Annotated in this window: 22 protein-coding genes, 3 tRNA genes and 1 pseudogene; 13 read left to right on the top strand and 13 right to left on the bottom strand. The window is 64.5% G+C overall.

What is annotated here, in order from left to right; translation table 11 throughout:
- Positions 1-37: 37 nt before the first annotated feature.
- Positions 38-1258, top strand: coding sequence for a winged helix-turn-helix domain-containing protein (locus ACNFH5_RS19000; RefSeq protein WP_416748564.1), 1221 nt, complete (start codon positions 38-40; stop codon positions 1256-1258).
- Between the two features lie 34 nt (positions 1259-1292).
- Here the strand turns inward: ACNFH5_RS19000 and ACNFH5_RS18995 are convergent, their stop codons facing one another.
- Positions 1293-2054, bottom strand: coding sequence for a M48 family metalloprotease (locus tag ACNFH5_RS18995; protein WP_416748562.1), 762 nt, complete (start codon positions 2052-2054; stop codon positions 1293-1295).
- A gap of 129 nt (positions 2055-2183) precedes the next feature.
- Positions 2184-3530: a class II 3-deoxy-7-phosphoheptulonate synthase gene (locus tag ACNFH5_RS18990; RefSeq protein ID WP_416748560.1), complete on the bottom strand. Its 1347-nt coding sequence runs from the start codon at positions 3528-3530 to the stop codon at positions 2184-2186.
- Between the two features lie 415 nt (positions 3531-3945).
- Between ACNFH5_RS18990 and ACNFH5_RS18985 the strand changes: the two genes are divergently transcribed.
- A complete protein-coding gene (locus ACNFH5_RS18985) occupies positions 3946-4707 on the top strand; it encodes a spermidine synthase (protein WP_416748558.1) in 762 nt (253 codons plus the stop codon).
- A gap of 15 nt (positions 4708-4722) precedes the next feature.
- On the opposite strand, the gene ACNFH5_RS18980 is transcribed toward ACNFH5_RS18985, so the two are convergent.
- The 3 genes from ACNFH5_RS18980 to ACNFH5_RS18970 all read right to left on the bottom strand — a co-directional run bounded on the left by ACNFH5_RS18980 (position 4723) and on the right by ACNFH5_RS18970 (position 9182).
- Positions 4723-6390, bottom strand: coding sequence for a ShlB/FhaC/HecB family hemolysin secretion/activation protein (locus ACNFH5_RS18980; protein ID WP_416748556.1), 1668 nt, complete (start codon positions 6388-6390; stop codon positions 4723-4725).
- An 87-nt stretch (positions 6391-6477) separates the two neighbouring features.
- Positions 6478-8133 (bottom strand): collagen-like triple helix repeat-containing protein, encoded by a 1656-nt coding sequence (locus ACNFH5_RS18975; RefSeq protein ID WP_416748553.1) that lies wholly within the window; start codon positions 8131-8133, stop codon positions 6478-6480.
- A gap of 257 nt (positions 8134-8390) precedes the next feature.
- A complete protein-coding gene (locus ACNFH5_RS18970; protein ID WP_416748551.1) occupies positions 8391-9182 on the bottom strand; it encodes a crotonase/enoyl-CoA hydratase family protein in 792 nt (263 codons plus the stop codon).
- A gap of 302 nt (positions 9183-9484) precedes the next feature.
- Between ACNFH5_RS18970 and ACNFH5_RS18965 the strand changes: the two are divergent.
- Positions 9485-11220: pseudogene (locus tag ACNFH5_RS18965) on the top strand (DEAD/DEAH box helicase).
- Positions 11221-11383: 163 nt separating this feature from the next.
- Here the strand turns inward: ACNFH5_RS18965 and ACNFH5_RS18960 are convergent.
- The gene (locus tag ACNFH5_RS18960) at positions 11384-12154 is read right to left on the bottom strand and encodes a DODA-type extradiol aromatic ring-opening family dioxygenase (protein WP_416748549.1); all 771 of its coding nucleotides are present in this window, start codon (positions 12152-12154) and stop codon (positions 11384-11386) included.
- A 252-nt stretch (positions 12155-12406) separates the two neighbouring features.
- Here ACNFH5_RS18960 and ACNFH5_RS18955 point away from each other — a divergent pair, with 252 nt between their 5' ends.
- A complete protein-coding gene (locus ACNFH5_RS18955) occupies positions 12407-12601 on the top strand; it encodes a hypothetical protein (protein WP_416748547.1) in 195 nt (64 codons plus the stop codon).
- Positions 12602-12612: 11 nt separating this feature from the next.
- A complete protein-coding gene (locus ACNFH5_RS18950) occupies positions 12613-13269 on the top strand; it encodes a thiopurine S-methyltransferase (protein ID WP_416748545.1) in 657 nt (218 codons plus the stop codon).
- Positions 13270-13324: 55 nt separating this feature from the next.
- On the opposite strand, the gene htpX is transcribed toward ACNFH5_RS18950, so the two are convergent.
- The 3 genes from htpX to ACNFH5_RS18935 all read right to left on the bottom strand — a co-directional run bounded on the left by htpX (position 13325) and on the right by ACNFH5_RS18935 (position 16053).
- Entirely contained in the window at positions 13325-14200 is an 876-nt protein-coding gene (gene htpX / locus ACNFH5_RS18945) for a protease HtpX (protein WP_416748543.1), read from the bottom strand.
- A 172-nt stretch (positions 14201-14372) separates the two neighbouring features.
- Positions 14373-14813, bottom strand: coding sequence for a hypothetical protein (locus tag ACNFH5_RS18940; protein ID WP_416748541.1), 441 nt, complete (start codon positions 14811-14813; stop codon positions 14373-14375).
- Positions 14814-14841: 28 nt separating this feature from the next.
- Positions 14842-16053 (bottom strand): pyridoxal phosphate-dependent aminotransferase, encoded by a 1212-nt coding sequence (locus ACNFH5_RS18935; protein WP_416748539.1) that lies wholly within the window; start codon positions 16051-16053, stop codon positions 14842-14844.
- A 291-nt stretch (positions 16054-16344) separates the two neighbouring features.
- Here ACNFH5_RS18935 and msrB point away from each other — a divergent pair, with 291 nt between their 5' ends.
- From msrB to ACNFH5_RS18920, 3 genes are all read left to right on the top strand, one after another.
- Entirely contained in the window at positions 16345-16740 is a 396-nt protein-coding gene (msrB, locus tag ACNFH5_RS18930) for a peptide-methionine (R)-S-oxide reductase MsrB (protein ID WP_416748537.1), read from the top strand.
- A gap of 236 nt (positions 16741-16976) precedes the next feature.
- Complete coding sequence (locus ACNFH5_RS18925; RefSeq protein ID WP_017516977.1) at positions 16977-17459, top strand: glutathione peroxidase; 483 nt, start codon at positions 16977-16979, stop codon at positions 17457-17459.
- On the top strand, positions 17459-17929 hold the full coding sequence (locus ACNFH5_RS18920; protein WP_416748535.1) for a MarR family winged helix-turn-helix transcriptional regulator: 471 nt from the start codon (positions 17459-17461) through the stop codon (positions 17927-17929). Before ACNFH5_RS18925 ends, ACNFH5_RS18920 begins: the two co-directional genes overlap by 1 nt.
- A gap of 1 nt (position 17930) precedes the next feature.
- Here ACNFH5_RS18920 and ACNFH5_RS18915 read toward each other — a convergent pair whose 3' ends face one another.
- Positions 17931-20312: an ATP-binding protein gene (locus ACNFH5_RS18915; RefSeq protein WP_416748533.1), complete on the bottom strand. Its 2382-nt coding sequence runs from the start codon at positions 20310-20312 to the stop codon at positions 17931-17933.
- Between the two features lie 93 nt (positions 20313-20405).
- On the opposite strand from ACNFH5_RS18915, the gene ACNFH5_RS18910 reads away from it, so the two are divergent.
- Positions 20406-21302, top strand: a complete 897-nt coding sequence (locus ACNFH5_RS18910; protein WP_416748531.1) for an ATP-binding protein — start codon at positions 20406-20408, stop codon at positions 21300-21302.
- Positions 21299-21781, top strand: coding sequence for a GAF domain-containing protein (locus ACNFH5_RS18905; protein WP_416748529.1), 483 nt, complete (start codon positions 21299-21301; stop codon positions 21779-21781). Before ACNFH5_RS18910 ends, ACNFH5_RS18905 begins: the two co-directional genes overlap by 4 nt.
- A gap of 55 nt (positions 21782-21836) precedes the next feature.
- Here ACNFH5_RS18905 and ACNFH5_RS18900 read toward each other — a convergent pair whose 3' ends face one another.
- Positions 21837-22499, bottom strand: a complete 663-nt coding sequence (locus tag ACNFH5_RS18900) for a glutathione S-transferase family protein (RefSeq protein WP_416748527.1) — start codon at positions 22497-22499, stop codon at positions 21837-21839.
- A 49-nt stretch (positions 22500-22548) separates the two neighbouring features.
- Positions 22549-23319 carry a hypothetical protein gene (locus tag ACNFH5_RS18895; protein ID WP_416748526.1) on the bottom strand — a complete coding sequence of 257 codons (771 nt, stop codon included), beginning with the start codon at positions 23317-23319 and terminating at the stop codon, positions 22549-22551.
- A gap of 216 nt (positions 23320-23535) precedes the next feature.
- Between ACNFH5_RS18895 and ACNFH5_RS18890 the strand changes: the two genes are divergently transcribed.
- The 3 genes from ACNFH5_RS18890 to ACNFH5_RS18880 all read left to right on the top strand — a co-directional run bounded on the left by ACNFH5_RS18890 (position 23536) and on the right by ACNFH5_RS18880 (position 23849).
- Positions 23536-23611, top strand: a tRNA-Glu gene (locus tag ACNFH5_RS18890).
- Positions 23612-23613: 2 nt separating this feature from the next.
- Positions 23614-23689: transfer RNA gene (locus ACNFH5_RS18885), tRNA-Gly, on the top strand.
- Positions 23690-23773: 84 nt separating this feature from the next.
- Positions 23774-23849: transfer RNA gene (locus tag ACNFH5_RS18880), tRNA-Gly, on the top strand.
- An 18-nt stretch (positions 23850-23867) separates the two neighbouring features.
- On the opposite strand, the gene ACNFH5_RS18875 is transcribed toward ACNFH5_RS18880, so the two are convergent.
- Entirely contained in the window at positions 23868-24149 is a 282-nt protein-coding gene (locus ACNFH5_RS18875; RefSeq protein ID WP_416748524.1) for a hypothetical protein, read from the bottom strand.
- Positions 24150-24218: the final 69 nt, after the last annotated feature.

Here is a 24218-nt window from a genome sequence, read left to right as displayed (position 1 = left end):
GTTAGGCTCTAGGGCTTGTCCAGCCTTGGAGTTCACGATGCCGACCGTCGAATCCTTGTCCCTCAAGCAGGCCCGCCGACTGGCCCTGGCCGCCCAGGGCTTCACCCTGCGCAAGCCCGGCGCAGAGGTGCAGCGCCGCCACGTGCGCAGCCTGCTGGAGCGCCTGGGCGTGCTGCAGATCGACTCGGTGAACGCGCTGGTGCGCTCGCATTACCTGCCGCTGTTCTCGCGCCTGGGCAACTATTCGCCGAGCTTGCTGGAGGAGGCAGCCTGGAGCGGCGGGCGGCATCGCCGGCTGTTCGAATACTGGGGGCATGAAGCTTCGTTGCTGCCGCTGGCACTCTACCCACTGATGCGCTGGCGCATGCGCCGCGCGGCCGAGGGGCGTGGCATCTACCAGCAGCTGGCGCGCTTCGGGCGCGAACAGCAACCGGTGATCCAGCGGGTACTCGGCGCTGTGCGCGAGCAAGGTGCGTTGGGGGCCGGCAGCCTGACCACTCGCGAAGAGCGTGCCGGCCCCTGGTGGGACTGGAGCGACGAGAAGCACGCGCTGGAGTGGCTGTTCGCCGCTGGCGAGGTGACGGTTGCCGGGCGGCGCGGGTTCGAGCGTCTGTACGATTTGCCGGAGCGCGTCCTGCCTGCCGATCTGCTGCAGCAGCCCGAACTGGACGAAGCCGAGGCGCAGCGCCAATTGCTACTGCATTCGGCACAGGCGCTGGGTGTGTCTACCGAGAAGGACCTGCGCGATTACTTCCGCCTGGACCCGGCTGACAGCAAGGCGCGCCTGGCCGAATTGGTGGAGGCAGGCGAGCTATTGCCGGTGCAGGTCCAGGGCTGGCAGGCGCCGGCGTACTGCCTGGCGGATTCCGTTATTCCTCGCCGGGTGCGCGCCAGTGCCTTGCTCTCGCCATTCGATTCGCTGGTCTGGGAGCGCGCCCGCACCGAGCGCCTGTTCGACTTCCGCTACCGCCTGGAGATCTACACGCCGCAGCACAAGCGCGTTTATGGCTACTACGTGCTGCCCTTCCTGTTCGACGAGCGCCTGGCCGCGCGGGTCGATCTGCGCTCCGATCGCGCCTCCGGAAAGCTGGTCGTGCATGCTGTTCATGAAGAGGAACAGGGGCTGGGCGATGAAGGGCATGCCGCGCTGGCGCAGCAACTGGGCGAGATGGCGAACTGGCTCGGGCTGGAGCGGGTGGCAGTGAACTGCCGGCGGCCGTCCGGCGAGCGGCTGCAAGGGCTGCTGGCGCAGGCTTGAAAAGGAACGGGCCTCCGAAGAGGCCCGCCTGGGCTCACTTGCCGGCCGCGATGCGCTTGCGGATGTGGTCCGCGCGTTGCTGCGAGCCGGGGTGCGAATCGAACATGCTGCTCTCTTCGCCGCCACTCAGCTTGGCCAGCTTGTCGAAGGCGCTGGCCAGACCGTTGAGGTCGATGCCGCGCTTCTTCAGCAGATCGAAGGAGTAGTCGTCGGCCGCCGACTCCTGGGACTGGGAGAACTGCGCATTGACCAGCGCTTCGCCGATCTCGCCCAACTGCGACTGTGACAGCGCGGCCACGGTGGCATTGCCCGAGGCAGCAGCGGCGTTGCGCGCGGCAGCGGCTGCGTAGGCGGTCTGGGTGGCTTTCTTGATATGGCCCAGGGCGACGTGGCCGATCTCGTGGCCGAGCACGCCTTCCACTTCGTTGTCGTTCATCAGGTCCATCAGGCCGGAGTAAACGCGCACGCAGCCGTTGGCCATGGCGAAGGCGTTGACGTCGTCGGTGAGGTAGACCTTGTAGTTGACTGCGGTACCGGTAAGCGGATTGCCCAGGGCGGCGGCGATCTTGTCCAGGCGCTGCGTGTAGGGGCTGGAGGCGGGCGCGATCTGTGCTTCGGCGTCCTGCTTGGCGCAGGCTTCGTCGGCGACCTGCTTGATCTCGGCGTCGCTCAGGGTGGCGGCCTTCATCGCCATCATGCCCGACTGCACGAGGCTGTCGGTGTTCATGTTCTGGCAGCCGGAGAGGGCGGCGCTGGCGCCGATCAGCAGGGCGAGCAGGGAGCGGTGCAGTTGCATCGGAATCTTCCTTGGTTGACGGTTTCCATGGTGCGGCGGCTGCCGCGCGGGGCGCCACTCTAGGTAGGCGCCCCGATACCGTCAATTGCGGGAAGTGGTTTTAGGACTGCTCTGAGACCCGTGTCGGATTCAGCGACGAACCTGTTTCAGGGTTTCGGCGATCAGGAAGGCCAGCTCCAGCGATTGGTCCGCGTTCAGGCGCGGGTCGCAGTGGGTGTGGTAACGGTCGCTCAGGCCGTCCTCGGTAATCGGCCGTGCTCCGCCGATGCACTCGGTGACGTTCTGCCCGGTCATCTCGATGTGGATGCCGCCTGCGTAGCTGCCCTCGGCCTGGTGCACCTCGAAGAATTGCCGGACCTCGGCGAGGATGCGCGCGAAGTCACGGGTCTTGTAGCCGCTGGAGGCCTTGATGGTGTTGCCGTGCATGGGGTCGGAGCTCCATAGCACCTGCTTGCCCTCGCGCTGCACCGTCTGGATCAGCCGCGGCAGGCCGTCGCCGACCTTGTCCGCGCCCATGCGCACGATAAGGTTGAGGCGGCCGGGCTCGTTGTCCGGATTGAGGATATCGATCAAGCGGATCAGCTCTTCGCTGTCCATGCTTGGGCCGACCTTTACGCCGATGGGGTTGCCGACGCCGCGGAGCATTTCCACGTGGGCGCCATCGAGCTGGCGGGTGCGGTCGCCGATCCACAGCATGTGCGCCGAGCAGTCGTACCAGCCGCCGGTGAGGCTGTCGCGACGGATGAAGGCTTCCTCGTAGTTGAGCAGCAGCGCTTCGTGGGCGGTGAAGAAGCTGGTCTCGCGCAACTGCGGCGCGGTATCCAGGCCGCAGGCACGCATGAAGGCGAGGGTTTCGTCGATGCGGTCGGCCAACTGCTGGTAGCGCTCGGACAGCGCCGAGTTGGCGATGAAGTCGAGGTTCCACTGGTGCACCTGGTGCAGGTCGGCGAAGCCGCCATTGGCGAAAGCGCGCAACAGGTTCAGCGAGGCGGTGGACTGGTGGTAGGCCTGCAGCAGGCGCTCCGGGTCCGGCACGCGGCTCTTCTCGTCAAAGCCGATGCCGTTGACGATATCGCCGCGGTAGGCGGGCAGGGTCACGCCGCCGATGGTTTCGTCGCCGGAGGAGCGCGGCTTGGCGAACTGCCCGGCCATGCGCCCGACCTTCACCACCGGGCAGCCGGCAGCGAACGTCATCACCACGGCCATTTGCAGCAGTACCTTGAAGGTGTCGCGGATCTTCGCTGCGGAGAACTCGGCGAAGCTCTCGGCGCAGTCGCCGCCCTGCAGCAGGAAGGCGCGGCCGGCGGTGACCTCGGCGAACTGCCGGCGCAGCTCGCGTGCCTCGCCGGCGAACACCAGCGGCGGGAAGCTGGCGAGGGTGCGCTCGACTTCGCTCACGCGGTTGGCGTCAGGGTAGGCGGGCTGTTGCTGGATCGGCTTGCTTCTCCAGCTATCGGGGCTCCAGGGCAGGCTCATCGGCGGGGTCTTCGCGGCTGTGGACGGTATCCGCCCATGGTATCAGCTCGGCTTTTACCCCGCGCGTGGTGGCTGGGGTGCAATCAGGGGGGGACATCCTTGTCCAGGGGAACTCTTTGCTTGGCGCTCTGGCGCGATCAGCCGTCCGCGCAGCACGCGGGCGCGCACTGAAGCTGGGGATTCGGCGGGAGAGGGGGACGTTGGGCGGAATCGCGAAGGGCGTTGCGCTGGCGCATGCTCGGTTGTGCCTCTTGGGCTGTTATTCTTGCGGCTTTGCCGACCGGGTGGTGGTGGTTGGCCGTCTTGATGCGAAGGATTATTGCGTGCGCGAGCCCCTGTATTTCAATGGCAATCCGTGCCGTTCGCCACAGCTGGCGGACCGCATTGTCATGGCTGTTCCTGCCCGGAGCCGGACATGACCGAGGAGCTGCTGAGCGAAGAGCTTTTGATCGTCGAGGAGCGCGATGACTTCGGCGTGATTCGCGTCGTGGAGAGTGGTGCCTTCCGCTATCTGGAGTTCGGCGACGAGGTCGAGCAGAGCTGCGTGCTGATGGGCGATCCGAGCTGGCTGGAGTACGACTACTCGCGCGCCATGCTGGTCGGTGCGCTGTGTCATTCGCGTCCGCGCCGTGCGTTGTTCCTCGGCTTCGGCGCTGGCAGCCTGACCCAGGCCTGCCTGAAGTACCTGCCGCTGGAAGACGTGGAGGCCATCGAACTGCGCCCATCCATTCCGCGCCTGGCTCGCGAGCATCTCGGCCTGGTGGAGGATGAACGCCTGAACCTGCGCATTGGCGATGCAGTACAGGAGCTGGCCGAGTGCGAGCCGGCGGACCTGATCTTCCTCGACCTCTACACCGATACCGGGCCGGCGCCGGCTCATATTGGCTGGGATTTCCTCGGTGCCTGCCGCGAGCGGCTGCGGCCAGGTGGTTGGCTGGTGATCAACCAGTGGAGCACCGATGATGGCCGGCCGCTGGGCGCCGCGCTGCTGCGCGGGCGCTTCAACCGGCATTACTGGGAGTGCCCGGTGCCCGAAGGCAACGTGATCGTCTTCGTCCCTGCCGAGCTGGATCAGGAGCTGAACCTGCGCGGTCTGAAGAAGCGCGTCGGCCAGCTCGAGCCGAAGCTGGGTTACTCGTTGCGCACCTACGTCGAGTCACTGCGCCCGGCGCAGTGACTCTCTGCAAGGTTCTCAGGGAATCTGGTAGCTGAAGGCGAAATTCAGCCGCGGGCTGCGCTCGTTGTTGTCCAGCGCGCGGTCGCCGAATGGCTTGGCCACCTCCATCGACACCAGGTAGTGCTTGCGGTTGGAGAAGCGTACGCCGAGCGCTGCCGAGCCGAGCTTGCCTTCGCTCAGACCGTCCTGGTTGTAGCGGGTGCGCGCGGTGTCGACGACGAAGTAGGGCTGGATCTGGTTGAGCACCATGCCCTGCCGCAGGAAGGAATAGTTCACCTCGTACGAAGCGCCCCAGCCCTTGTCGCCGCTGGCCTGGTCGTCCGGGTAGCCGCGGCCGAAGTTGCCGCCGCCGTAGGTGACCTGCTCGGAATCGGGCAGCACGTCGTCGCTCCACTGGAAGGCGGCGGTCACCACGCCCTGCCAGTTGGAGCCGAACTGGTCCTGCTGTGCGCCGTAGCCGAGCAGGCGGGTGAAGTTCTTCTTGATCGGCTCCGGCGCTTCCGCGCCCATGCCATTGAGCCCCTGATAAACCGCCATGCTGCCGGCGCGCACGCGCTTCTCGGCGAATTGCTGGACGACGGTTTCAATGCCCACTACGCGCAGCTTGCTCTTCTGTTCGATGCGGAAGGGGATGGCCGGGTAGACCAGGTCGTAGGTGCTGGTGTCGTTGACCGTGTAGCCGCGCAGGTTGAGGTCCCAGGTCAGGTCGCGGCGCAGCACCAGCGGAATGCCCAGGCCGGCGCTGACCCGCTCGTTCTGCCGCTTGCGCTCGAATTCCAGGCCGCTGGCCAGGCGCAGGTTCTCGCCGGGGCGCGAGTTGTACTTGCTGTAGCCGGCCAGCAGTTGCAGGCCGTTGTCGCCCAGCAGCTGGCTGTAGTTCCAGGCGCGGTAGTACTCGTGGTCGTCGCCCGGCGGGTAGAGGTAACTGAACTGCAGTTGCTCGCCCCAGCCGAGCATCGACATCACCTCGGCATTGAACAGCCCGCGCTGCTCGCCGCGGCGCGAGTCGAGGTTCATCCCGGTATCGAAGCGCTTCTGCTTGCCGGCCAGCTCCAGCACGGCGCCGCCGTCGCTGGTGGTTGGCGGGTTGAGCGCCATGGCCATCTGCATGCCAGGCACCCGGCTCATCAGCACGCTGAAGCGTTCGAAGCTCTCGCGGGTCAGGGGCTTTTCCGCCTTCAGCTTCTCGATCCAGCGGTCCACGCGCATCTGGTGCACGCCCAGGTCGCCCGCGGCGCGGACCTGGCTGATATGGCCTTCGACCAGCACGATCCGCGCGACGCCGCTGCGGAAGTCCTGGTTGGGCACGTAGGCAAAGGAGATGAAGTAGCCGTCGTCCTGGTAGCGCTGGGTGATGGCCTTGGCCGCCGCCACCAGTTCGCTGACCTGGATGGTGCGCTTGGTCAGCGGCTCCAGCAGCGGTTTCCAGGTCTCGACGGGGTAGTGCTTGCCGCCGGCCAGCTCGATGCGCTTGATGCGGATGCGTTGCTGGAGAATCTGTCCGGGTTGGGTGGCGGAGGGTTCTGGCGCGGTGACCTTGGGGGCCTTGGGGCGGATGTCGCCGCCAGGAAGGTTGGGGCGGGGGAGAGTCTGTTCGATATCGGAGCCGGGAAGCTGGATCGGGCGCTCGGCCCAGGCGAAGGGTGCAGCCAACAACAGGGGAAGGACAGCGAGTCTGCGCATCTGGCTCCTCCATGAGACCGATCTTCTTATTAAAAGACCAGGAGCCGTGGGCGGCTCCTGGCTACTACAGTATGGGCGTAATTCGGATTATTGCTTGGGCGTACCGATCGCCAATCCACCGCCCAGTCCGCCGGTTACACCACCCAGCGCGCCACCCACGGCGCCCAGCGTATTGCCCAGCAGGCCTCCCTGACCGCTGGTACCGCCAGTCGTACCGGCACCGGCGCCGACTGCCACACCCGAGCCCTGGGTATTGCTGCCGATACCCACGCCCGCCCCGGCGACCAGGCCACCGCCACCGGTGAGGCTGCTGGTCACGCCACCGAGGGTGCCTGCCACGCCGTTGACCAGGCCGCCCACCGGATTGCTGCCGCCAGTGGCGCCGCCAAGCGAACCGGTGATACCGCCCACTGCGCCGGTCACACCGTTGACCAGGCCGCCCACCGGATTGCTGCCGCCGGTTGCGCCGCCAAGCGATCCGGTGATACCGCCCACTGCGCCGGTCACACCGTTGACCAAGCCGCCCACCGGATTGCTGCCGCCGGTTGCGCCGCCCAGGGAACCGGTGATGCCGCCAACCGCGCCGGTCACGCCGCTGACCACGCCGCCCACCGGGTTGCTGCCGCCAGCAGCGCCACCCAGCGCGCCGCTGACACTGCCGAGCAGACCGCCGCCCGGGTTGCTGCCATTGACCAAGCCGCCGGTGGCGCTGACTGCCTGACCCGCATTGCTGACGATTCCGCCGACCGGCGCCAGCGCCGGATTCGCACTGGCTACCTGGTTGCCTGTCTGGGTCACAACGCCGCCGACGGTGGTCAACAGGTTGTTCACCGGCGTTCCCAGTCCGGTGGCGGCGCCAAGGCCGCGAGTGGTTCCTTCGACCTTGCCGACCAGGCCCGCGGTGGTGCCGCTGAGCTGGGTGGTCAGCTGGCTCAGCGGGCCAGTGGTAACCGCGCCGCTGAGAGAGTCGCCGAGCATGGTGATCTTGCCGCCGACGCCGTCCACCAGCCCGCCGACCTGCCCGGTCAGGCCGTTGAGCGGAGTGTTGGCCAGGACCGGGGCATCGCCGATGGCGGCCACGGTGTCGCCCAGGCTGCTGACTGCGCCGCCGGTATGGCTGACCAGACCGGTAGCGCCGGCCACTGTGGTGCCGAGAGCGTTGGGGTTGTTGCCGAGCTGGCCGAGGCCATTGGTGACGCCGCTGCCGACGCTATCCACACCGGCACCGACTTCCTGGATCAGGGTGCCGGCATTCTGCGTGACGCCATTGCCCAGCACCGGCAGGTCGACGGTTTTCACCACGGCGCCCACGGTGTTTACCGTGTCGCCGACGTTGGATACTGCTTCGCCGGTATTGGTCAGGATATTGCCAGTGGTGCTGGCTGGCGGAGGAGTGGTGCCGCCGCCGTCGGTACCGCCGTTGTCGCCGCCACCGGTACCGCCTGTACCACCGGTGCCGCCAGTCCCGCCAGTTCCTCCGGTGCCGTCAGTCCCACCGGTCCCGCCTGTTCCGCCAGTGCCTCCGGTGCCGCCAGTGCCATCGGTGCCACCCGTACCACCGGAGCCGTCACCACCGGTGCCACCACTGCCGCCGCTGCCATCACCACCGGAGCCGGAACCGTCGTCGGTGGTACTGCTGTCGGAAGCGCGGTGGTGGCTGCTGCCGCCGTGGCTGCTGCAACCTTGCAGCGACAGGGCGACGACGAGAAGGGAAAGTGCGAAAACGCGGATCGGGCCAGACATGAGAAGTTCCTCCATGAGAACGTCAGTCAGCGGGCTGTCCGGTCGGTATCCGGCGAGTCGCTGAGCTGCTCTGGAGTCAGTTCTAGAGGTTTGTTTTCAGGCGCGAAATTGGAACTTGTATATAGTCGTTTTGTGGCTGGCAAGTATCTGATAGTTAAGAGAAAACTAAAGGATTATGGCGACTTGCCAGGCGTTTTTAATACCTTGGATATAGCGCTTTTCGCACGATGGTTCGGGTTTGCATTTTTCCGCTGCGCTCATTTGCCCTGGAAACGGCCTTCACGGCGCTCCAGCATGGCGCTCAAACCCTCCTGTGCATCCTCGGTGGACAGCAGTTCGCTGGCCATCTCGGGCAGCAGTCGCGCCGCGGCTTCCTCACCCTCATCGAGGCTGCGGCGCGCCGACGCCAGGGTGGCGCGGATGCCCAGCGGCGCCTGGGCGGCGACCCGCTGGGCCAGCCACAAGGCGCGGGGCATCAGCTCTTCGGGGGCGGTGACTTCCTGCACCAGGCCGATGCGGTAGGCCTCGTGGGCGTCGAAGGGATCGCCAGTGAGTAGCCAGCGCATCGCGTTGCCCCAGCCCGCCACCTGATGCATTCGCAGCGTGGCGCCGCCGAAAGGGAAGATACCGCGCTGTACTTCGAGTTGGGCGAAGCGCGCGTTGCTGGCGCACAGGTTGATGTCCGCCGCTAGCATGAGCTCGATGCCGAGGGTGAAGCAGTAGCCCTGCACGGCCACCAGCAGTGGCTTGGTCAAACGGCGGCCGCCGAAGGTGCCCCAGGGATCGGCCGAACCTTCGGGCATCGTCCAGCCGGTGCGGAAGGTCTCGCCGATGTTGGCCAGGTCCAGGCCGGCGGTGAAATGTTCGCCGTGGGCGAATACCAGGGCGCAGCGCAGTTCATCGTCGCGCTCGTATTCGCCGAAGGCCAGCACCAATTGGGTGAGCATCTCCAGGTCGAAGGCGTTACGCTTGTCGACCCGATTCAGGCCGAGCAGCAGGATATGGTCATGGCGTTCGACTGTGATGCGCGGTTCGCTGCTGGCGGTCATCGGCGGGCTCCCATCAGGTGGCTTGCACGGTATAGCCGGCACGAACGGGGTTGTCCACGCAATGACCGTTCGCCGGGCATGTTCCGAAAAGAAACACATTGGTCAGGAATTTCCGGTATGATACGCGCCGGCCAAACGCTGGCCTCGTTTCGGATCCCGCATTTTTCCGTAGCTTCAGGCTCGGTCTGTGTGTCCGCAGTGCGGACTTCCTTGACGCATTCTTCCAATCTTCATTTCGCAAATCCCCGCTTCCAGCTGCCTGGGTGACTTCACTGTCGTACAGGGCATGCGCAGCTCGGCTATTGGGTCTTTGCGGATGTACTTAGAGGCAAAACCCATGACCCAGGAAACCGCCGGCTTCGCCGCGCTCGGTCTTCACCCCAATGTTCTCGCTGCCATTGCCGCTGTCGGTTACGAAGAGCCGTCGCCGATCCAGGCTCAGTCGATCCCGGTGATCCTCGAAGGCCACGACATGATCGGCCAGGCCCAGACCGGTACCGGCAAGACCGCTGCCTTTGCGCTGCCGATGCTGTCGCAGATCGAGCCGAGCCGCCGTGTACCGCAGGTACTGGTGCTGGTGCCGACCCGCGAGCTGGCCCTGCAGGTTGCTACCGCTTTCGAAACCTACTCCAAGCAGATGCCGGGCGTCGGCGTCATTGCTGTCTACGGTGGCGCGCCCATGGGCCCGCAGCTGAAGGCTCTGCGCCAGGGCGCTCAGGTCGTGGTCGCCACGCCGGGCCGCCTGTGCGACCACCTGCGTCGCGACGAAAACCTGCTGTCCACCGTCAAGAGCCTGGTGCTCGACGAAGCGGACGAGATGCTCAAACTCGGCTTCATGGATGACCTCGAAGTGATCTTCGAAGCCATGCCGTCCAGCCGCCAGAGTGTGCTGTTCTCCGCGACCCTGCCGGCCTCGATCCGCAGCATCGCCGAACGCCACCTGAAAGAACCCAAGCACGTCCGCATCGCTGCCAAGACCCAGACTGTCGCCCGCATCGAGCAGGCGCACCTGATGGTTCACGCCGACCAGAAGCCGGCCTCGATCCTGCGTCTGCTGGAAGTCGAGCAGTTCGACGCGCTGATCGGCTTCGTCCGCACCAAGCAGGCCACCCTGGACATCGCCGAGCTGCTCGAGCGCCAGGGCTACCGTGCCGCCGCGCTGAACGGCGACATGCCGCAGGCCCAGCGTGAGCGCGTGATCGAGTCGCTGAAAGACGGCTCGCTGGATATCGTCATTGCCACCGACGTTGCCGCCCGCGGCCTCGACGTGGCGCGCATCACCCACGTACTGAACGTGGACATGCCCTACGATCCGGAATCCTACGTACACCGTATCGGCCGTACCGGCCGTGCCGGTCGTGAAGGCCGCGCCCTGCTGCTGGTGACTCCGCGTGAGCGCCGCATGCTGCAGGTGATCGAGCGTGTAACCGGTCAGAAGGTCGGCGAAGTTCGCCTGCCGGACGCCGAAACCGTCCTCGAAGCGCGTCTGAACCGCCTTGCCACCGGCCTGCAACCGCTGCTGGCCAACGCCGTTGCCAGCCGTGGCGCCGTGCGTGACGAGCTGTGCCGTCGCCTGGGTACCGATATGGATACCCTGGCCGCCGTCCTGCTGGCCAAGCTGACCGAAGGCAAGGCGCTGGACCTGGAATCGGTCCGTCGCGAACAGCCGCTGACCCCGGCCGCCCCGCGTGAGCGCAGCGGTGACCGTTACGAGCGCAGCGAACGTGGCGATCGCCCCGAGCGTGGCGACCGTCCGGAACGCAGCGGCGCGCCCCGCACCATGGCTCCGCCGTCGGAAGGCAAGGCTCGTTGCCGTACCGCTCTTGGCGCCCGTGATGGCGTGCAGGCGAAAAACCTGCTGGGCGCAATCCTCAATGAGGGTGGCCTGTCCCGCGAGGCCATCGGCCGCATCCAGATCCGCGAGACCTTCAGCCTGATCGAGCTGCCGGAAGAGAACCTCGAGCGCCTGCTGACCAAGCTCAAGGACACCCGCGTTGCCGGCAAGGCCCTGCGTCTGCGTCGTTACCGCGAAGACTGATCCGTCAGTCCTGCGCGTATGAAAAAGCCCCGCCATTGGCGGGGCTTTTTCGTTTCCGGTGTCGATCGATGCCTGACCTGTAGGAGCGAGCTCGCTCGCGAACTTCTCGCGGCAGCGTCGAAGTCGGGCGATTCGCGAGCCAGCTCGCGCCTGCAGAAGGCTGTCAGTCGAAGCGATAGATATCCATCCCCAGCGCGCCGAGGGTGAAGCCCGCGTGCTCCACCGTCATCGCCGAGCCGCCCGCGCCACGGGCGAAGTACAGCGGCAGCAGGTGCTCGTCACGCGGATGGTTGCGCACCGCATGGGGTGCCTGCCGACGGTAGTCGAGCAGGGCGGCTTCGTCATTGGCTTCCAGGCGCTCCACCATCCAGTCGCGGAAGGCCTTGGCCCAGGGGGTGATCACGTCAGGGCCGGCGTGCCAGTCCAGCTCGCCCAGGTTGTGGGTGATGCTGCCCGAGCCGATCAGCAGGATGCCTTCCTTGCGCAATGTGCGCAGGGCGTGACCGATGCGTTGCTGCATGGGTGCGCCAAGTCGGCTGGGCAGCGACAGTTGCACGACGGGAATACCGGCCTCCGGGTACATCAGGCTCAGCGGCACCCAGGCGCCATGGTCCAGCGGACGCTCCGCATCGAGGGTGGCAGGCAGGCCGTCCGCGGCCAGCAGCTGGACGACCCGCTGGGCCAGTTCCGGCGATCCGGCGGCGGGGTACTGCACGGCATAGAGCTCGGGCGGGAAGCCGTAGAAATCATGCCAGGTGTCCGGCTTGGGCGATGCGGTGACGCGCAGGTCCGGGGTTTCCCAGTGGGCGGAGACCACCAGGATGGCTTTCGGGCGTGGCAGCTCGCGGGCCAGGCGCTTCAGGGGGGCGTCACTGGCGCCGGGGTCCAGGGCCAACATGGGCGAGCCGTGGGAGATGAACAGGGCAGGGAGCATGGCGAACCTCGCTACTTGAATGCCCTTATGTTCACCCGCATAAATATCGAAATCCAGTATAGGTTTTTGAAGTTAATGATCTTGTTTGTCGATTTGTTGTGAGGCAATTCCCTGGCTGTTCGAGATTGTATGGAATTGCCAACTGGATTGCAGACTGATTCATGCAGCCTGTCGGCAGCCGTTTCGCGGGATGTCATTCGCTCGATACGGTAGAGTTTGCGGAAATTTCCTATTCGAACATCGGATTCAGTCATGCAGCAAAACCAACAGGTTCTTGTGCTTGAGCCAGGGGAGTGTCTCCGCCTCGAGGACGGCACCGAAATCTGCGTGCAGCGGGTTCGCGGCGACCAGGTGCGGCTGAAGATTCTCGAAGCCGGGGATAGTGAGCGCGAGCGACGTGGCGCCTGGTGGCGCTGGCTGTTGCCCCGCGCATTGCGCAGTGTATGAGCAGGTGATGTATGCAGCATGAATTCTGGCAGTCGCGCTGGGCGCGCAATGAAATAGGCTTCCATCAGCAATCGGTGAACCCCGGCTTGCAGCGGCACTGGCCGACCCTGGGCTTGCCCGAGGAGTCGCAGGTGCTGGTGCCGTTGTGTGGCAAGAGCCTGGACATGCTCTGGCTGGCGCAGTGGGGATATCGCGTGCTGGGTATCGAGCTGGCCGAGCGTGCCGCCGTCGATTTCTTCGCCGAGCTTGGCGTTGCGCCACGGATCACCGAAGAGGGCGCACTGCGCCGCTACAGCTATGAGCGCCTGGAGATTCTTCAGGGCGATTTCTTCGATGTTACGGCCGAACAGGTGGCCGGGTGCAGCGCACTGTACGACCGTGCAGCGCTGATCGCGCTACCGTCAGACTTGCGCGCCGACTACGCCGTGCACCTGCAAGGCATCCTGCCAGATCAGGTACGCGGGCTGCTTGTGACCCTGGAGTACCCGCAGGTCGAGATGGATGGTCCACCCTTCGCCGTGCTCGCGGATGAAGTGCACGAGTTGTTTGCCGGCCACTGGGACGTGAAGGAGGTAGAGCGCCTCGATGTGCTGGCGGACAATCCGAAGTTCCTCAAGCGTGGCGTCAGCCATCTGGACGAAGTGGTGTTCGCGCTGCGCCGTGACTGAATCGCAGGCATGAAAAAGGGCGACCCGAGGGTCGCCCTTTTTTATCGCTTGAAGCTTAGCGGCCGGCAGCGCGCAGGGCTTCGATGCGGTCTTCCAGCGGCGGGTGGCTCATGAACAGGCCGGCGAGGCCATGCTTGAGGTTGCCGTTGATGCCGAAGGCCTGCAGCGAGTCGGGCATCTGCACCGGCACGCCCTGTTCGGCGCGCAGGCGTTGCAGAGCGGCGATCATCGCGCCGGTGCTGGCCAGGCGGGCACCGGCTTCGTCCGCACGGTATTCGCGTTTGCGCGAGAACCACATGACGATGATGCTGGCGAGGATGCCCAGGACCAGTTCGGCGAAGATGGTCGCGACGAAGTAGCCGATGCCAGGACCGTCTTCGTTCTTCAGGATCGCCTTGTCGACGAAGTTGCCGAAGATGCGTGCGAAGAACATCACGAAGGTGTTCACCACGCCCTGGATCAATGCCAGGGTGACCATGTCGCCATTGGCCACGTGACCGATCTCGTGGGCCAGCACGGCTTTGACTTCTTCAGGCGAGAAGCGCTCCAGCAGGCCCTGGCTGACCGCAACCAATGCGTCGTTCTTGTTCCAGCCGGTGGCGAAGGCGTTGGCCTCGTAGGCGGGGAAGATACCCACTTCCGGCATCTTGATGCCGGCCTCGCGGGACAGCTCCTCCACGGTCTGCAGCAGCCACTGTTCGTGGCGGGTGCGCGGCTGGCTGATGATCTCGGTGCCGGTGCTCATCTTCGCCATCCACTTGGAGATGAACAGCGAAACGAGGGACCCGGCAAAGCCGAAGACGGCACAGAAAATCAGAAGGCTACCGTAATTCTGGCCGGTGAAACGGTCCACGCCGAGCAGTTTCAGGGTGATGCTGGCGATCACCAGAACTGCCAGGTTGGTGGCCAGGAACAACAGGATGCGCATCATGGCGTAAAGCTTCTCCTCACGGTGACATTGGGGAAAACCGCCTTGGAACGCGGCTTTCCGGATCGCCGGGCACAGTAGCGCACGGGATCGCTGAATAGTATGCGGGGTATATACGGTTGGGCCCCAGGCGATTCAACTCGGGGACTATTTCAACTTGTGTCGCCTGCCGGAATTACGGGCGCCCCAGGTCGCTCTCGAAGAGTAGACGGGTCAGCCGCGCGATGCGTTCCCCGTGCTGGCTCGCCAGTGCTTCGCGCAGCTGGTTGGCCAGCGTGGCCTGGTCGCGGCGCACGCTGGGCGGCAATTCATCGCTGTCGCGCACGGCGTGGGGGATGACTCGGGTCAGGCGCATGAAGGCCTTTTCGCTGAGCACCGCCTGGTCAAGCGCTTCGTAACGAATGGTTGCGTCAAAGCGCAGATAACCTTCATCGGCTAGCCACAGCAATGCACCCAGGCAACTCTGGTGGCGGGTGCTGGGCAGGCCGAATTCGTCGGGCTCTTCCCGGCCGATCAGATCCTCGATATAGAGGGCGATCTTGCGCGGGAAGGCCTGGTAGAGCGTCAGCAGGCCGGAAGCGGCATCCTTGTAGAAGTCGTCGATCTGCAGGTCCATTTATGCGCTGGGGTTCACTGGCGATGATTTATTGGCGATAGGTTTTCAGGAAGTTACCGATGCGTCCGATGGCCTGTTCCAGGTCATCGACACGGGGCAGGGTAACCACCCTGAAGTGATCCGGCCAGGGCCAGTTGAAGGCGGTGCCCTGAACAATGAGCAACTTCTCGGAAAGCAGCAGATCAAGGACGAATTTCTCGTCGTTGTGGATCGGGCAGACCTTCGGATCGATGCGCGGGAACGCGTAAAGCGCACCCATGGGTTTGACGCAGCTGACGCCGGGAATATCGTTGAGCAGTTCCCACGCCCGGTTGCGCTGTTCCAGCAGGCGCCCGCCCGGCAGTACCAGGTCGTTGATGCTCTGGTAGCCGCCCAGCGCGGTCTGGATTGCGTGCTGGCTCGGTACGTTGGCGCACAGGCGCATGTTCGCCAGGATATCCAGGCCTTCGATGTAGCTCTGTGCCTTGTGCTTGGGGCCGGAAATGGCGATCCAGCCGGAGCGGAAACCAGCTACGCGGTAGGACTTGGACAGGCCGTTGAAAGTCAGGCAGAGCACGTCCGGCGCCAGTGACGCGGTGGAGATGTGCTGGGCTTCGTCGTAGAGGATCTTGTCGTAGATCTCGTCGGAGAAGATCACCAGGTTGTGCTGGCGCGCCAGTTCGACGATGTCCAGCAGGACTTCCTTCGAGTAAACCGCGCCGGTGGGGTTGTTCGGGTTGATCAGCACTAGGGCCTTGGTGTTGCTGGTGATCTTCGCCTTCATGTCGGCGACGTCGGGGAACCAGCCGGCCTGCTCGTCGCACAGGTAGTGCACCGGCTTGCCGCCGGAGAGGGCGACCGAGGCGGTCCACAGTGGGTAGTCGGGCGCCGGGATCAGCACTTCGTCACCGTTGTTGAGCAGCGCTTGCAGGGCCATGACGATCAGCTCGGACACACCATTGCCCAGGTAGATGTCCTCGATGCCGACGCCTTCCACCTGCTTCTGCTGGTAGTACTGCATCACTGCCTTGCGCGCGCTGAACAGGCCCTTGGAGTCGCTGTAGCCCTGGGCGGTCGGCAGGTTGCGGATGACGTCCTGGAGGATTTCGTCCGGTGCCTCGAAACCGAACGGCGCCGGGTTGCCGATGTTCAGCTTGAGGATGCGATGGCCTTCCTCTTCCAGGCGTTTGGCGTGCTTGAGCACGGGCCCGCGAATGTCGTAGCAGACGTTGGCGAGCTTGTTCGATTTGGTGACCTGCATGATCTGGGATTCCGAAATAGTCCGCGGCCGGCGACTTGGCAGGCTGTAACGCGGGTGACAGACTGGCGTCAAATGAGCGGTTCGGAAGTGCTTTTCCCTGGCATCGACCCTGAAAATCGACAGGAAAACAGTGGAATTCTCGAAAAAATAGAGCTTTTAAGGCTTTTCTATCGCGAGAATGTCTCTGTGCGGCAGATTCTGAACCTGACGTTAACCACGCGCATCATACGTGCGGCCCGATTCCCGGAAAAGGAGGCATCGGGCATTTTTTCCATTAATGGAGGCAGATCAATGGAAAAGCTGGAAAAGCCCCTGGAATCCTGGCGTGACGAACTCACCGACGAGCAGTTCCATGTCTGCCGTCTGGGCGGCACCGAGCGTGCCTTCACCGGCGAATACCACGACACCAAGACGCCCGGCATCTACCACTGCGTGTGCTGCGCAACTGCGCTGTTCGACTCCGACGCCAAGTACGATTCGGGCAGCGGTTGGCCGAGCTACTTCCAGCCGGTGAATGGCGAGGTGGTCAAGGAGCTGGAAGACTTCAGCCACGGCATGCACCGCATCGAAGTGCGCTGCGGCAAGTGCGATGCGCATCTGGGCCATGTCTTCCCGGACGGCCCGCGGCCGACCGGGCTGCGTTACTGCATCAACTCGGCGTCGTTGAAACTGGTGCCGAAAGAGTGACCCCAAGGCCCGCCATCCGGCGGGCTTTTCTTTTTTGGGGCTCTTCGTAGGAGTGAGCTTGCTCGCGAACCCGCCTAGCACCATTGCCGCCAGAAAGGCCGTTCGCGAGCAAGCTCGCTCCTACAGGGGAATCCTGATAACGGGGCATTCAGTGGGTGATTTGTGACCAATTGAATTGCATGCAATTTGATTGATCACTATTCTTTTATTTCCCACTATCCCCGGAGCCATGTCCGATGAGCGACGCACTGCTGAACATTCCCGTGACCACCATCAAGGGCGAACAGAAGACCCTCGCCGACTTCGGCGGCAAGGCCCTGCTGGTGGTGAACACCGCCAGCCAGTGCGGCTTCACCCCGCAGTACAAGGGGCTGGAAAAACTCTGGCGGCAGTACAAGGACAAGGGCCTGGTGGTGCTGGGCTTTCCCTGCAATCAGTTCGGCAAGCAGGAGCCGGGCAATGAAGGGGAGATCACGCAGTTCTGCGAGCTGAACTTCGGCGTGAGCTTCCCGCTGTTCAAGAAGATCGACGTCAATGGCGCCGAGGCTCACCCGCTCTACGTGCAACTGAAGAAGCGCGCCCCCGGTCTGCTGGGCAGCCAGGGCATCAAGTGGAACTTCACCAAGTTCCTGATCGGCCAGGATGGCAAGGTCATCAAGCGTTTCGCCCCGACCACCAAGCCTGAGCAACTCTCCGCTGAGATCGAAGCGCTGCTGTGATGAAAGAAGCTGTCTCCCTGCCGGCCGAACTGCAGCTGGACAATCAGCTGTGCTTTCGCCTGTACGCCGTGTCCCGCGCGGTCATCCGAGGCTACCGGCCGATGCTCGAGGCGCTCGGCCTGACCTACCCGCAGTACCTGGCCATGCTGGTGCTATGGGAGTGGCAGGCCGAGGCGCCGCAGCAGCCTTCGGTGAAGGCGCTGGGTGAGCGCCTGATGCTCGATTCCGGCACCCTCACGCCGCTGCTCAAGCGTCTGGAGCAACTGGGACTGGTGCAGCGCCGCCGGGCGCAGCATGACGAGCGCGAAGTGCACCTGGGGCTGACGTCGGAGGGGATGGCATTGCGCGAGAAAGTGTTGCCGCTGCGCGAGGAGCTGCTGTGCCGCAGCGGCATCGACCTGAGTGTCACCGACGGCCTGCGCGAGCAGCTCGACAGTTTGCTGCTGCAACTGGTGAGGCTGGACGCCTGATTCAGGCGCGGGCGCGTTGCCCGGCCCAGCGCTCGAGAATGGCCGCCAACTCGTCGCGATGGAAAGGTTTGGCCAGGTAATCGTCCATGCCGGCAGCGCGGCAGCGCTCGCGTTCCTCCGGCAGGGCGTTGGCGGTCAGGGCGACCACCGGCAGCTCTGGCCAGCGGCCGCTCTCGCGGATCGCGCGGGTGGCCTGGTAGCCGTCCATCACCGGCATGTTGCAGTCCATCAACACCAGGTCGAATTCGGCGACGTCGAGCTGCTTCAGCGCCTCTTCGCCGTTGATGGCGATGTCCACCTGGCAACCCAGTTTCTGTAGCAGGCCGCGGGCGACCAGTTGGTTGACGGGGTTGTCTTCCACCAGCAGTACGCGGGCGGAGAACTGCTCCTGGAGAGCGGCGCCCGGCGCATTCGCCGAAGGCTGTGGCTGGTGCTCGAAGGCCTGTTTCAGCGCCTGGTAGAGCACAGCTCGGGACAACGGTCGGGCCAGTTGCCGCAGCGGCGCGAGGCGTTGGGTGAGTTCGGGTTCGAGGAAGTTGCCGTAAGCCGTCACCAGCAGTACCGGTTTGCTGACGTTGCGACGCAGGCCTATCAGGCAATCCGGGCAGTCCGAGAGCAGCGCGTCCAGCTCCACGCCGGCCAGGCTCGCATCGATGTCCAGACGCTGGTAATCCACACCCCATTCCGGCAGCCAGTTCTGCAGCAGTGCCGCGAGTCCGCTGCTGGCGGCGCACTGCACGATGAGCTTGCCGTGCAGTTTTGCCAGCGCTTGTGCCGGCTGCTGGGGCTGCAGCGGCAGGGTGACGATGAATTCGCTGCCCAGGCCCGGCTCGGAGGTGACGCTCAATTCACCCTGCATCGCCTCGCAGAGCTTGCGCGTCAGTGCCAGGCCCAGCCCGGTGCCGCCGTACTGGCGGGCGATGCCGGCGTCGGCCTGGGTAAAGGGCTGGAAGATCTTCTGCAGCGCTTCGGGCGCCACGCCGATACCGGTATCGCGCACGCTAATGCGCACACCTTGATCCCGGGCTTCGGCACTCAGCGGCTCGACGTGCACATCCACACGGCCCAGGCGAGTGAACTTGAGGGCGTTGGACAGCAGGTTGCTGACCACCTGGCGCACTCGCGTCGGGTCGCCGGAAAACTGTGCCGGCAGTTGCGGGCTGATCAGGCAGGTGAGTTCCACGGCGGGGCCGGCGTTCTGCGACAGCAGGCTGGCAGTGTCTTCCACCAGGGTGCCGAGGTCGAAAGGGATCTGTTCCAGCTCCAGTTGGCCAGCCTCGAACTTGGAGAGGTCGAGTACGTCGTTGAGCAGGTCCACCAGCACCTTGCCCGAGTCGTGGGCGATGGATAGCTGCTGGCGTTGTTCGGCGGTGAGTGGGCCGTCGAGCGCCAGGCCGAGCATGCCCAGCAACCCGTTGAGCGGGGTGCGGATTTCGTGGCTCATGTTGGCCAGGAAGCTGCCGCGTGCCTGGGCCATGGCCAGGGCATTCTGGCGTGCCTGCTCCAGCTCCTGGTTGGACAGGGTCAGGCGCGCGTTGGCTGCCTTCAGTTCGGCAGTGCGCGCGGCAACGATGCTTTCCAGTTCTTCCAGGTACTGGGTCAGGCGGTCTTCGGCCTCACGGCGCTGTTCCATTTCCACCGAGATGCGATTGAGCTGGCGGTTGGTGACCTCCACCAATACGCCGATCTCGTCGCGCTCATGACCGCGGGGGCAGGGCAGGCGCAGGCGCGAGGGCGAGCGCGGGTCATGGCGGGAGAGGGCATCGATCAGGCTTACCAGCGGCTTGGTCAGCAGCGCATAGAAAAGCACCAGCAGGATCAGCGAGAGCATCAGGCTGCGGACGAAACCGGAGATGAGGGTCACACCGGCGCGGCGCAGGAAGTCGTTGCCGAAGACGAAGGTGTCGATTTCCAGGCGCAGCACGCCGAGGGACTCGGCCGGGGCGTGTTCGACGAACAGTGGCTCCTCGTAGGTGCGCTGCTGGCCGAAGAGGAAATCACTCAGGCCGCGCAGGTGGCTTTCCGCCGGCGGCCGGTCGGCGCTGGCCAGCGGTACGCCTGCGTTGTCGATGATCTCGGCGCGGATCACGGCGGGCGAGCGCAGCAGGCCCACGACCAGTTCCTGGGCGAGTTCGGCGTCGATGTTGTAGGCGATACGTGCGGCGGGGTTGTGGCTGACGTCCAGCAGGGCGCGCACTTCGCGGTTGATGGAGGCGTCCTGGCTGGCATAATCGACGCCTACCTGGATGAGGCTGAGCAAGGTGCCCAGGATGAACGCCACCAGCACCGTCAGGCTGGCCTGCTTGAACGAGAGGCGATGTGTGAGCGCAATATCCATGGTTGCGGAGCGTCGCCTCGCAGAAGCTTTCCTGCGGCGTAGCATAGCCCATCGGAACCGTCTGTCGGGATAGTCCGAAGATGAAGAAATTCCCGGTTCTGAACCCGAAGAACCGAGCCGGAGAATATGGAGACTCGCGTGGATTCCCGTCTTAACGATTTTCTCGCCCGCGCCGAAGCGCTGATGGCGCGTCTGGAACCTTTGCTGCCAGCCGTTCGCGAAACGGTGGACTGGCAGCACAGCCTGGCGGCGCGCTGGCACCGCGACGGCCGCGGCGGTTACCTGCAGCCGCTGAAGGTCAGCCTCGACCTGCGCCTGGACGACCTGCTGGGCGTCGACAAGCAGCGCGAGCAGCTGGAGCGCAATACCCGGCAGTTCGTGGCCGGCCAGCCGGCCAACCACGCGTTGCTGTGGGGCGCCCGTGGCACCGGCAAATCCTCGCTGGTGCGCGCCTTGCTGGCGGAGATGGCGAGCGAAGGGCTGCGCCTGATCGAGATTGAGCGCGACCATCTGGCTGACCTGCCGCGCGTGGTCGAGCAGATCCAGGGTTTGCCGCAGCGCTTCGTGCTGTTCTGCGATGACCTGTCGTTCGATGCCGGCGAAGGTGATTTTCGCGTCCTCAAGAGCGTGCTCGACGGCTCGCTGGAGCAGGCGCCGGACAACGTGCTGCTTTATGCCACCTCCAACCGCCGTCATCTGGTCTCGGAGAAGCAGAGCGACAACGAGAACTGGAAGATGGTCGACGGCGAGCTGCACCCCAATGAAGCCGTTGAAGACAAGATCGCCCTGTCCGACCGTTTCGGCCTGTGGCTGTCCTTCTATCCCTTCACCCAGGAGCACTTCCTCAGCGTGGTGCGCCACTGGGTCGAGTTGCTCGCGCAGAAGTCCGGGCTCGCCGCCTGGAGCTGGGACGAGGCGTTGGAGAAGGAAGCCATCCGCTGGGCGCTCGGGCGCGGCAACCGTAATGGCCGCTGTGCCTATCAATTCGCCCGCTACTGGGTGGGCCGACAATTGCTGGAAGGAGACACCCCATGATCGATCTGCAACAGGCCGGCGCCGGCCTTGGCGGCTATGCGCTGCTGGCCGCCCAGGCGGAGTCGCTGTTCGCCGACGAGCGCGACTTCATTGCCAACGCCTCGCAGTTTTCCGCGTTCCTGTTCAACGAGCTGCAGGACCTGAACTGGGCCGGTTTCTACCTGAACCGCAACGAAGAGCTGGTGCTCGGCCCGTTCCAGGGCAAGGTGGCCTGCGTGCGTATTCCCTTCAGCAAGGGCGTATGCGGCGCCGCGGCACGTACCCGTGAAACCCAGCGCGTCGAGGACGTGCACGCGTTCCCCGGCCATATCGCCTGTGACAGCGCGTCGAACAGTGAACTGGTGGTACCGCTGGTGAAAGATGGCCGCCTGATCGGCGTGCTGGATCTGGACAGCCCGAAGGTCGGCCGCTTCAGTGAAGAGGACCAGGCTGGCATCGAGCGTCTGGCGGAGATTTTCCTGCGCCTCTCCGACTGCTGACCCGTAGCCATGAAAAAGCCCCGCCTAGGCGGGGCTTTTTCGTTTCCGACGCCGATCAGCGCTTGGCCATGATCTTGGCGATGATCTGCAGCTCGCCTTCGAGAATCGTGGCGAGGGCAGGGCGCGCCAGGGTGCGCTGGAAATGCGCGGCCAGCTTTGGCCAGCGCTGGGCGTCCAGCTCTTCCTCGCCGTGGCGCAGGTTCACCAACTGGCAGGCGATGGCGATGTCGGCGAGGCTGAAGCGGTCATCGACGAACCACTGCTGCTCGCCCAGGCACTTCTCCAGGTAGTCGAAGTGCTCGGGGAGCTTCTCCTGCATGGCGCCTTTCACCGCCACTTCATCGCAGACCTTGCCCATCAGCGGCTTGAGCAGTCGGTTGCGGAACACGGTGAAGGTGGTCAGCGGAGCCAGCTCGTAGTCGGCGTATTTTTCCAGCCAGTTGATGCGTGCACGCGACTGGGCGCCTTCGCCGCACAGCGGGGCGCGCTGAGGGTCGCGCTCGTCCAGGTAATGGCAGATGACGCTGGAGTCGGCGAGGGTGAGGTCACCGTCGCGGATGGCCGGCACGCGGCGCAGCGGGTTGAGTTCGCGATACCAGTCCGGCTGGTTGAACGGGTTGACGTTCTCCAACTGGTAGTCGATGCCTTTCTCGGCCGCGAACAGGCGGACTTTGCGAACGAAGGGGGACAGCGGTGCGCCGAAGACGACGAGGCTCATGCAAGGCTCCTGGGGCGAAGGTTGCCGGGGGTGATGGTTCGACGACGGATCAGTCGTAAAGGTTCTTCTTCTTCCAGATATCGTCTTCGTCCAGCGCTTTCAGGCCATCGCCCAGTTCGCTCTGTTCATCCGCAGCGGGCTGGGAGGTTTCCAGCACCAGGGCGTTGGCGTGGGCCAGCTGGGCTTCCATCTGCCTGAGCTGCGCCTGGTAGCGGCCGATCTCCGGTTGCTTCTGCAGGTACTGCACGCCGCGCTCGAAGGCCAGGCGTGCCTGGCGCGGTTGGCCTTGCTGCAGCGCCTGCTGGCCGAGGTTGCCGAAGAACTCTATATGAAGAAGGGCGAGCAGGTGGCGGATCTCCTTGACCCACTTCTGCGCCTCGACCCGCGGCAGCATGTTGTCCTGGGCGCAGCGGGTGAGCTGGGCGTGCAGTGCTTCGAAGAGGAAGCGCACGTCCTTGGCCTTGGCCTCGGTGAGAATTGGTTGCGGCGGGTTCTTGACCGGGATGGACTCGCCCTTGGCGACCAGGGCGCGCAGCTCTTCCATGCGCTGCTTCAGCGCGGCGTTCTGCTTGTCCACGGCCAGCAGTCGCTCGCTGAGGCTCAGCTCGAAGCCGCTGAGCAGCAGCTTCAGTGCCGGCGACATGAACTGGCCGGGCAGGGATTCGGAAACATCGGCGCAGCGCCGGCAGCGGTCGGACAGATCGGCCTTCAGGCGCGCCTGCTCCAGCTTGCGGTTTTCCACCAGATAATTGATGTAGCCGATGGCGACCAGCAGGGCGATACCGACGAGAACCAGGACCGTAATGACGATTGGCGACACCGTGGAGTGCTCCGGATGTTTTTCCGCGAGTGTAATGTCTTAGTGATACTGCTGATAGCGGCAGCTCAGTTTTTACTCAGAAGTCTTTGATTTAAAAAATATTTCTTTCAAGGGTTGACGACCTAACAAAGCCTCCATAGAATGCGCGCCACTTCGACGCGAAACGCAGAACTTGCCGGAACGGCGAAGTCGGAAAGATGTTAAGTTCCGGGCCGCGTCCCCTTCGTCTAGTGGCCTAGGACACCGCCCTTTCACGGCGGTAACAGGGGTTCGAGTCCCCTAGGGGACGCCATTGCGGGAATAGCTCAGTTGGTAGAGCACGACCTTGCCAAGGTCGGGGTCGCGAGTTCGAGTCTCGTTTCCCGCTCCAGATTCTCGATCATCGCCGAGGCGGTGAACGAAAGATGAAATGGCGTTACCCTTCGGCGAAAGCTGAAGGTTGCAACAAGTTGATGCGGGAATAGCTCAGTTGGTAGAGCACGACCTTGCCAAGGTCGGGGTCGCGAGTTCGAGTCTCGTTTCCCGCTCCAGAATCGAAACGCCGTCCATCAGGACGGCGTTTTCGTTTGTGCGGTGAAAATTTCGGCCGCCTTACCCGCCTTTCCCGATGCCGCTCTATCGCGAGTGGCGGGCGATGGCTGCAGCGTGCGGCCGGAGTCTGTCTCCTGTTGGTTTTCGACTTCGACGACACCCTGACCCGGCACGTTCGGCTGTTCGCGCCGCCTGCCAGCCAAGGTGCTGCCAGCCCTGGGGTTTGTCGGGGGCTTCCGAGCGCTGATCGAGCAGCAACGCCAGCTTGAAAAGCCCGCCTCGCTGCGGGCTTTTTTCATGGCTGGGATTCGATGCCGTTAGCCGGTGATCGGATTTTTCCCGGAGGCGCCTGAGCGAAGGCTTCGGTG

The sequence above is a fragment of the Pseudomonas sp. NY15435 genome, from assembly GCF_048068295.1.
GTDB lineage: Bacteria > Pseudomonadota > Gammaproteobacteria > Pseudomonadales > Pseudomonadaceae > Pseudomonas.
This window is presented reverse-complemented; position numbering and strand designations above follow the sequence as displayed.

Excerpts from the sequence above, each read along its gene's own strand:
- ACNFH5_RS18985 (WP_416748558.1), top strand. The coding sequence starts at position 3,946 with ATGACCGAGGAGCTGCTGAGCGAAGAGCTTTTGATCGTCGAGGAGCGC.
- ACNFH5_RS18940 (WP_416748541.1), bottom strand. The coding sequence starts at position 14,813 with ATGGACCTGCAGATCGACGACTTCTACAAGGATGCCGCTTCCGGCCTG.
- ACNFH5_RS18875 (WP_416748524.1), bottom strand. The coding sequence starts at position 24,149 with ATGAAAAAAGCCCGCAGCGAGGCGGGCTTTTCAAGCTGGCGTTGCTGC.
- msrB (WP_416748537.1), top strand. The coding sequence starts at position 16,345 with ATGGAAAAGCTGGAAAAGCCCCTGGAATCCTGGCGTGACGAACTCACC.
- ACNFH5_RS18900 (WP_416748527.1), bottom strand. The coding sequence starts at position 22,499 with ATGAGCCTCGTCGTCTTCGGCGCACCGCTGTCCCCCTTCGTTCGCAAA.
- ACNFH5_RS18960 (WP_416748549.1), bottom strand. The coding sequence starts at position 12,154 with ATGCTCCCTGCCCTGTTCATCTCCCACGGCTCGCCCATGTTGGCCCTG.
- ACNFH5_RS18975 (WP_416748553.1), bottom strand. The coding sequence starts at position 8,133 with ATGTCTGGCCCGATCCGCGTTTTCGCACTTTCCCTTCTCGTCGTCGCC.
- ACNFH5_RS18970 (WP_416748551.1), bottom strand. The coding sequence starts at position 9,182 with ATGACCGCCAGCAGCGAACCGCGCATCACAGTCGAACGCCATGACCAT.
- ACNFH5_RS18950 (WP_416748545.1), top strand. The coding sequence starts at position 12,613 with ATGCAGCATGAATTCTGGCAGTCGCGCTGGGCGCGCAATGAAATAGGC.
- ACNFH5_RS18990 (WP_416748560.1), bottom strand. The coding sequence starts at position 3,530 with ATGAGCCTGCCCTGGAGCCCCGATAGCTGGAGAAGCAAGCCGATCCAG.
- ACNFH5_RS18955 (WP_416748547.1), top strand. The coding sequence starts at position 12,407 with ATGCAGCAAAACCAACAGGTTCTTGTGCTTGAGCCAGGGGAGTGTCTC.
- ACNFH5_RS18920 (WP_416748535.1), top strand. The coding sequence starts at position 17,459 with ATGAAAGAAGCTGTCTCCCTGCCGGCCGAACTGCAGCTGGACAATCAG.
- ACNFH5_RS18935 (WP_416748539.1), bottom strand. The coding sequence starts at position 16,053 with ATGCAGGTCACCAAATCGAACAAGCTCGCCAACGTCTGCTACGACATT.
- ACNFH5_RS18925 (WP_017516977.1), top strand. The coding sequence starts at position 16,977 with ATGAGCGACGCACTGCTGAACATTCCCGTGACCACCATCAAGGGCGAA.
- ACNFH5_RS18995 (WP_416748562.1), bottom strand. The coding sequence starts at position 2,054 with ATGCAACTGCACCGCTCCCTGCTCGCCCTGCTGATCGGCGCCAGCGCC.
- htpX (WP_416748543.1), bottom strand. The coding sequence starts at position 14,200 with ATGATGCGCATCCTGTTGTTCCTGGCCACCAACCTGGCAGTTCTGGTG.
- ACNFH5_RS18905 (WP_416748529.1), top strand. The coding sequence starts at position 21,299 with ATGATCGATCTGCAACAGGCCGGCGCCGGCCTTGGCGGCTATGCGCTG.
- ACNFH5_RS19000 (WP_416748564.1), top strand. The coding sequence starts at position 38 with ATGCCGACCGTCGAATCCTTGTCCCTCAAGCAGGCCCGCCGACTGGCC.
- ACNFH5_RS18980 (WP_416748556.1), bottom strand. The coding sequence starts at position 6,390 with ATGCGCAGACTCGCTGTCCTTCCCCTGTTGTTGGCTGCACCCTTCGCC.
- ACNFH5_RS18915 (WP_416748533.1), bottom strand. The coding sequence starts at position 20,312 with ATGCTACGCCGCAGGAAAGCTTCTGCGAGGCGACGCTCCGCAACCATG.